Annotated in this window: 5 protein-coding genes and 1 pseudogene; 3 read left to right on the top strand and 3 right to left on the bottom strand. The window is 71.0% G+C overall.

The genetic code is table 11. The annotated features are described in order from the left end of the window. Positions 1-232: pseudogene (locus tag ACZ6ZQ_RS28190) on the bottom strand (hypothetical protein); the annotation flags it as partial. Between the two features lie 757 nt (positions 233-989). Continuing rightward, positions 990-1,277 carry a chorismate mutase gene (locus tag ACZ6ZQ_RS28185; RefSeq protein ID WP_469771309.1) on the bottom strand — a complete coding sequence of 96 codons (288 nt, stop codon included), beginning with the start codon at positions 1,275-1,277 and terminating at the stop codon, positions 990-992. A gap of 308 nt (positions 1,278-1,585) precedes the next feature. Between ACZ6ZQ_RS28185 and guaA the strand changes: the two genes are divergently transcribed. The 3 genes from guaA (at position 1,586) to ACZ6ZQ_RS28170 (ending at position 5,497) form a co-directional block, all read left to right on the top strand. Beyond that, on the top strand, positions 1,586-3,187 hold the full coding sequence (guaA, locus tag ACZ6ZQ_RS28180; protein ID WP_469771308.1) for a glutamine-hydrolyzing GMP synthase: 1,602 nt from the start codon (positions 1,586-1,588) through the stop codon (positions 3,185-3,187). A 109-nt stretch (positions 3,188-3,296) separates the two neighbouring features. Next, complete coding sequence (locus ACZ6ZQ_RS28175) at positions 3,297-4,121, top strand: class II aldolase/adducin family protein (RefSeq protein WP_469771307.1); 825 nt, start codon at positions 3,297-3,299, stop codon at positions 4,119-4,121. 134 nt (positions 4,122-4,255) lie between these two features. Next, positions 4,256-5,497, top strand: coding sequence for a hypothetical protein (locus tag ACZ6ZQ_RS28170; protein ID WP_469771306.1), 1,242 nt, complete (start codon positions 4,256-4,258; stop codon positions 5,495-5,497). A gap of 10 nt (positions 5,498-5,507) precedes the next feature. Here the strand turns inward: ACZ6ZQ_RS28170 and ACZ6ZQ_RS28165 are convergent, their stop codons facing one another. Next, positions 5,508-7,487 carry a zinc ribbon domain-containing protein gene (locus ACZ6ZQ_RS28165; protein WP_469771305.1) on the bottom strand — a complete coding sequence of 660 codons (1,980 nt, stop codon included), beginning with the start codon at positions 7,485-7,487 and terminating at the stop codon, positions 5,508-5,510. Between the last annotated feature and the right edge of the window lie 256 nt (positions 7,488-7,743).

Genomic DNA, 7,743 nt, shown 5'->3' with positions numbered 1-7,743 from the left:
CCGTGGTGCCGTCGGTGGAGCCCGTCGTGCCGGTGGTCGCGTCGCCACCCGTGGTGCCGTCGGTGGAGCCCGTCGTGCCGGTGGTCGCGTCGCCACCGGTCGTGCCGTCGGTCGAGCCGGTGGTGCCGGCGGAGGTCGTGCTCGTGGAGCCGGTGGTGTCGTCCGCGAACGCGGACGGCGCCGCCAGGAAGGCGGCAGGGGCTATGACAGCGGTCGCTGCGGCGACAGCCATAGCGCGGCGAAGCTTCATGAAGACCTCAGGGAAGTCTGGCGTACCGCGTCGTGCGGTACGGAGTCTGGGGGCCATCCCCGGTTGTGGGGTCACGGGTGTGGCTGTTGGTTCCGCATGCATGACCTGTGACCAGGGGGATTGGTTGTACGGCGTCTCACAGAATCTTTATGTGTCGTGCGCCACATCCGTCGGGGCAAGGCAAAGGCGGAGGCGAAGCCGAAACAGGAAGGGCCCCGCGGAAGCGTTTCCGCGGGGCCCTTGGCTGTCAGCACCGACGTCAGGGCTGCGCCGGTGCCGAGTGCGGCGCCGGGGGGGGGTAGGGCGCCGCTGGCGTGGGGTTGCCGGAATCCGCATCCGTACCGGCGCACGGAAGGGCGCGCGGAGTGGTGTGGACCAATGGCAATGGTGGAGTGCAGTGCTGCTGTGCGGGAGTGCCTGCATCGTGCTGGAAGGCTGCGGCCTGCGCAACCGTTTCGACCGGATGCGGTCGGCCCCGGGCGTCCCCGGAGCCGACCGCCCTTGGGGTGACCGGGCTGCTGTCCCCTGCCGACCGGTCACGCGCGCCGGGGCGAGGTCCCACGACGCACCTGCGGTACGCCACACGCCCCAGCGGAGCCACGCGTGGTTCTTTCCTTCGGGGCCCGCCCCTGGCTGGCACGGACATCGGGACCAACGAAGCCGTACGGGAGCGGTCACGGGCCGTACGGGTGAGAGGGTGCCCGTACTGACGTGCGTATCCGGAGACGGCTCCGGCCGTTCAGATGCGGCCGCGGCACAGCTCCAGCAGCGTCATCGCCAGCGACGTACCCGGCTTGCCGAGCGCGTCCCTGTAGTGGCCGAGCACCTCCATCTCGCGCGAGAGATTCACGCGGCGGCCGCCGGAGGTGATGCGGGCCTCCTGGATGACGGCCGAGACGGCCATCCGTTCCTGGATCAGACCGATGATCCGGTCGTCGAGTGTGTCGATGCGCTCACGGGCTCCGGTGATCACATCCGCGGCCTCGGAGGTGCGGGCGCCGGTGTCGGTGACGGGGGTGACAGCCATGGTGAAGGGCTCCTTGGTGGAGGCCCCGGAGCGGCCGGGCCCGGAGACCACAGAGCGCCCCGGGCCTGGTGGCCCGGGGCGCCTGGGAAGTCGCTTGTCAGTTGCTCAAGCAGCACGACCATGGCAGCCGGCGGGCCGGATGCCATAGGTAAAGACGAAGGTCGAGTGCTTGCGCATGAGGGTGAGTATGGCCCGGCCCCGGGGGCGGGGCCAACGCGGGTTCGGATGGTGAGACGAAGAGCCACCCTCCTCCGCCGGTAGAATCGACAAATAGAGACCCCTCCCACCACCGCCGGAAGGCCGCCGTAGTGTCCTCAGCGTCCCCTGCTGCCGCGCCCGCATCCAACCCGGACGTAGTCCTCGTTGTCGACTTCGGCGCGCAGTACGCCCAGCTCATCGCCCGCCGCGTCCGTGAGGCCCGGGTCTACAGCGAGATCGTCCCCTCCACCATGCCGGTGGCGGAGATGCTGGCCAGGAAGCCGGCGGCGATCATCCTCTCCGGCGGCCCGTCGTCCGTGTACGAGGAGGGCGCCCCGCGCCTCGACCGTGCGCTCTTCGAGGCCGGCGTCCCCGTCTTCGGCATGTGCTACGGCTTCCAGCTGATGGCGCAGACCCTCGGCGGCACCGTCGACAACTCCGGTGCGCGTGAGTACGGCCGCACGGGGCTGCACGTGAGCAAGACAGGCTCCACGCTCTTCGAGGGCACCCCGGCCGAGCAGCCGGTGTGGATGTCCCACGGCGACGCCTGCTCCGCCGCGCCCGAGGGCTTCACCGTCACCGCGTCCACGGACGTCGTCCCGGTCGCGGCCTTCGAGAACGACGAGAAGAAGCTGTACGGCGTGCAGCACCACCCCGAGGTGATGCACTCCACCTACGGCCAGCAGGTCCTGGAGCACTTCCTCTACCGGGGCGCGGGCATCGAGCCGACCTGGACGACCCACAACGTGGTCGAGGAGCAGGTCGCGCTGATCCGTGAGCAGGTCGGCGACAAGCGCGCGATCTGCGGTCTGTCCGGCGGTGTGGACTCGGCGGTCGCCGCCGCCCTCGTCCAGAAGGCCATCGGCTCCCAGCTGACCTGCGTGTACGTGGACCACGGCCTGATGCGCAAGGGCGAGACCGAGCAGGTCGAGAAGGACTTCGTCGCCGCGACCGGTGTCTCGCTGAAGGTCGTCGACGCGCAGGAGCGCTTCCTGACCGCGCTCGCCGGGGTCTCCGACCCCGAGGAGAAGCGGAAGATCATCGGCCGGGAGTTCATCCGGGTCTTCGAGCAGGCGCAGGCCGAGATCATCGCCGAGGCGGGCGCGCACGGCGACCAGCCGGTCCAGTTCCTGGTGCAGGGCACCCTCTACCCGGACGTGGTGGAGTCCGGCGGCGGCACCGGCACCGCGAACATCAAGTCGCACCACAACGTCGGCGGCCTCCCCGAAGACCTCGAGTTCGAGCTGGTCGAGCCGCTGCGCAAGCTGTTCAAGGACGAGGTCCGGATGGTCGGCCAGGAGCTGGGCCTTCCGGAGGAGATCGTCCAGCGCCAGCCGTTCCCGGGACCGGGTCTCGGTATCCGTATCGTCGGCGAGGTCACCAAGGACCGCCTCGACCTGCTGCGCGAGGCGGACGCGATCGCCCGCGAGGAGCTCACCGCGGCCGGGCTCGACCGCGACATCTGGCAGTGCCCGGTGGTCCTGCTCGCCGATGTGCGCAGCGTCGGCGTCCAGGGCGACGGCCGGACGTACGGCCATCCGATCGTGCTCCGCCCGGTGTCCAGCGAGGACGCCATGACGGCGGACTGGACGCGCATGCCGTACGAGGTGCTCGCCAAGATCTCGACCCGGATCACCAACGAGGTCGCGGACGTCAACCGGGTGGTTCTGGACGTGACGTCGAAGCCGCCGGGCACCATCGAGTGGGAGTGACCCCTCCCCGTACGCACAAGGACGAAGCCGTCGCCCGCATCGCGCGGGCGGCGGCTTCGTCGCGTGAAACCTCTGGTCAGTTGGGGTGACCGGAGGTACCTTCCGCCGCATGACCGAGACGCCCGCCCAGACGTCGGCCGGGACACCGCTCCCCGTTCCCGCGCCCGTCCCCGTCGAGCAGCTCCATTTCGCCATGCCGCCCGTGCACGAGTCCCCGGCCGACGAGCGGGCGTACCGGAAGCAGCGGCTCGCCGGGGCGCTGAGGCTCTTCGCGCGGTTCGGGTACGAGGAAGGTGTTTCCGGGCACGTCACCGCGCGGGACCCGGAGGTCCCGGACTGTTTCTGGGTCAATCCGTTCGGGGAGCCGTTCGCGACGATGACCGCGGGCAAGCTCGTCCTGGTCAACGGTGACGGACAGGTCGTACTGGGCACCCGGCACGTCAACCAGGCCGCGTTCGCCGTGCACGCCGAGATCCACCGGGCCAGGCCCGAGGCCGTCGCCGTCGCGCACACCCACTCCGTGCACGGCCGGGCGCTGGCCGCGCTGGGGGAACTGCTCGATCCGATCACCCAGGAGGCGTGCGCCTTCTACGAGGACCATGCTCTGTACGACGCTTACACCGGTGTGGTCGTGGACGCGGCAGAAGGCCGGCGCATCGCCTCCGCGCTCGGTGTGCACAAGGGCATCATCCTGCGCAACCACGGGCTGCTCACCGTCGGCGACTCGGTGGACGCGGCCGCCTGGTGGTTCCTCTCGATGGAGCGCTGCGCCCGGATCCAGCTGGAGGCCCGGGCGGCGGGAAAGCCGCTCCTCATCGACCACCGCGACGCCCTCGCCACCCGCGAGCAGCTCGGCACCGATCTCGTCGCATGGATCAACTACCAGCCGATGTGGCGGCAGATCGCCGCAGCGGAGCCCGAACTCATGTCGTAGTACGTCAATTTGATCGTGCGCAAATCACCCTCGCGCCGGCTTTCCGGTGCGTGCTTATCCCCGCCCGTACGGCACAATTCCTTGGAATTACGGGGTAGTTGCCGAAGCTGCCTACCGGGGAAGGGTGCGTCGCCGTGGCGGTGCAAGAAGCGGGACACAGCGTGCACGGTGGAGGCTGCACGTGCGGCGACTGCCCGCACGGAGCACGCGAGGGCCATCGGCGAGCTGTCGCCGGATTCCTCGCCCTGCGCGACGGACTGGCCGGGGGGCAGGGGCTGCCCGCCCAGGTCGCCTACTCCGCGGGCGCGTCCCGTCAGTGGGTCTCCGACGAGCTGACCGAGTCGGCCCGTGCCGTCTCGGAACGAAGCCGGGCGGCAGGCGAGGCCTGGCTCACCCGGGTCTGGCGGCGCACACTCCTCGCCCTGTGGGGCTGGGTCGCGCTGCTGCTCATCGCCCAGGCCGGGACCGCGATCGGCTCCGGCTGGACCGTCTCCCGCACCGCGGGACTGGCCGCCGCGGTCTGTCTGGCGGCCCTGCTCACCGGCGCGGCCCGGCTGCACCGGACGCACGGCGGCCTGCTCGCCCCGCTCGTCGGCGAGGACAACCGGCTGTCGACCTCGCGGGCCGTCGCCGCCGCGTGGGTGCTCTTCGCCGCCTACACCGTCCTGTTCCTGGCGCTCCGCCTCGCCGCGTCGCAGCCGGCCGGGCTCGGACTCGCCCAGGGCGCCGCCCTGCTGACCGTCGTCACGGTCGTCTGCCTGATCGCGGTCGTGGTACGCCGCGTCGTCACCGTGCGCATCATCACGCAGCGCCTGCAGAAGGTGCAGGCGGACCGGCCGCGCCCTGCCGATCTGGTGTGCGACGACGCGGGGCGCGGCAGTTTCCCTGACGCGCAGTACGTCCTCGTCGGCGCTGTGGCGCTGGCCTGTGCGGGGGTCCTGCTCGCCCGCCGACCCGACCAGTTGCCCGGACTGCCGTGGGGCCTCACGGTACTGGTCCTGGTCTCCGCCGGCGTCTATCTCGCCGGGAAGTACGCGGAGGGCGGCCGGCCGGTGGTCCTTTCCGTCGTCCGCGTCCGTGAGCCCGGTGACCTCGACGGCCCCATCCGCACCGGCGACGACATCGAGATCCGCGGTGCCGGTTTCGTGCCGCCGGGCGCGGGAAGCCCCGACCGGCTGGCCCGGATGACCGTCCGTATCGGCCCCGTCCACGTCCACGTCCCGCTGATCCCCGTCCCGGGCGGCTTCACCAACCCGACGGACACGAGCGTCACGGTCCCGGTCCCGGCCGAGGTCGAACCGGGCAGGGTCGATGTGCAGGTGGTGACGGCGGCGGGCACCGAGTCGAACCGGGTGACCATCGACGTCGCGGACTGAGCGTCTCTGATCAGCTAAGCGATCCCATGCCAGACGTGGCGTCTGGAGGGGGTTCTGCCCACTGTGGAGGGGTGGCGTGGGCGTGCAGGTGGAAGCCTGCGCCCAGTGCTGCTCCTCGTGGCTTGTGCCGGTTGGTGGGTGTGCTGATCGTCGTCACGTCCTGGTTCCGGTGGGCTGCGCGGGGCAGCCGGGTCCGGTCCGTGTGAGCGTGTCCCTCCGGACGCTTGCCCGCCGGACCTGGGGGTCTGGTGGGGGAGGGTGCCCTGCGTCGCCTGGGCGCGGGGCGTGTGGTGTGTCGCCGGGTGGGGCCGGTCTTGGACCGGTCCTCCCAGCTGGTCTCGATGGTCGGGGTGATGACCGCTTTGCTTTCGAGTTTGTCCACCACGGAGCGGATCACCATGGTGCCGGTGGTGTGGTCGGTGACGGTTTTGGTCTGGTGGGTGAGACCGCGGGCGGCGATGCGCCGCCAGCCGCCGTGGTCGCGGTCGCCCTGCCAGCCGCAGCCGGTTCGGTCGGGGCAGATGGCCCATTTCCAGCCCGCGATGGTGGGGCGGTCGGGGGCTTTGCGGTGCCGCAGGGGGGTGAGGCACTGGGGGCAGTGTTTGGAGGTGTCGCGAGGCGGGACGGTCACGACGGCGATGCCTGCCTCGGCGGCGAGGTGCCGCATGTGGTCGGCGATCTGGCCGCGTACCGCCTGGGACAGGCGGGTGTTCATGGTGCAGCCCATGCCCCCCGCTTCCATCGAGCGGAGGTCTTCGAGGTAGATGACGCTGGCCCTGGCGGCAACCGCCTGGTCGACGGCCCACCGTGCGGCGGCCCAGGCCAGGGCGTCGTTGAGGTTCGTCCGGCGCTCGGACAGGCGGCGGATCTCCTCGCGGAGCACATCGTGTCTGCCGGTCAGCGGATGCGCGGGAGTCGCGCCGATGAGCCGCTGGTAGTGCTCTGCCTTGGCGTGCAGGTACTCGCTTTCGCGGCGGAGCCGGTGCTGTTTGGCGAGTACCCCACCAGCCCGGAACTGGCCGCCGGAGCCGAGCGCGGTGATGGTGCCGTCAGCATGCAGCCGGGTGGTACCGGCGGACAGCAGGGTGTTCAGTCCCCAGTCCGCGCCGAGCGCGACGGTGTGCCCGGCGCGGGGAGCATTGGGTACGGCGTGGGTGTAGGCGAGGTCGGCGTGCACGCGGCCGGTGTGGATGCGCAGGGTGGGCAGGTGCAGCACCGAACCGGGCGGGACCGTCGGCGGCAGCGTGACGGGACAGGCGACCCACGTCCAGTCCCGATACGCCTTCGGGTCGGGGCGGGTCGGCAGCTGGAGCCGCAGCAGCGCCCGCTGCGAGTCGCCCTCGCTGCGCTCAAGAGTGGCCTGCTGCCCGTCACACGCCGACAGCAGCAGCATCCGCGCCGCCCTCGGCGCGCCCTCCACCTCGAACACGTCCACCGGCAGACGCCCGTTCTTCGCGAGGAAGGCGGCGATCTGCCGAGTGCGGGAGCGGATCACGCTCGAGGGGAGATACCGGCCGCCGGGGACAGCTTCCCGTACCTGGTCCCATTCATTGGGGGTGCGCTTGCCCGGATCCGCGGGCCACGTCGCGATGACGCCGGCCGTGAGGTCGGCCCGCCACTTCGCCGAGCGCAGGCCGCGCCCGGCCTGCTCCTGGGCCATCCGCACGATCCGGTCGTTGACCTTCATACCCCCGGCCGGGGCAGCCATCCAGCCCAGCCGGCGCAGCGCCATCCACGCGTTCGACGGCAGCTTCCGCCCGCCCGCGTCCACACCCGAGGCGAGTGCATCCACATCGCCTGCGTTCCAGTGCTCAGCCAGTAGTCCGGCAGCCATGCCCGACACCAGATCAACAGCCCAGCCCACACGCTCCGCCAGCACAGCCGCGGGCAGGACCGCGCCGGTTTCCTCGTCCACGCCAGTGCGCAGCAGGGCGCGGGCGCACGCAGTGCGAGCGGCCTCGCCCTCGGCGAGCGGCAGCTTCCGGCTCACCAGCCCCCCTTCCCGCCCCTGGTGCTGTCATCCGATCAACGACACCCCGGCGAAAAGGTCACGTATTCGATCCACACACTCAGATGCGACGCCGAGACCGACACCGAACACACCATCAGGACACCGACGGACGATGCATCGCTACCGATGCCAAAGGAAACACGTGAGCCTGCGTCGTGCACCGAGGCGGCGTCGTGCGCTGAGCCGTACGGCCGTCATCCCCGTATGCATAGGCGCGGGGCGTGGGGAGAATCGT

It is taken from the genome of Streptomyces sp. NPDC053673 (genome assembly GCF_055585225.1).
Note: the sequence above shows the minus strand (reverse complement) of the source record. Positions and strands in the feature narration are given on the sequence as shown.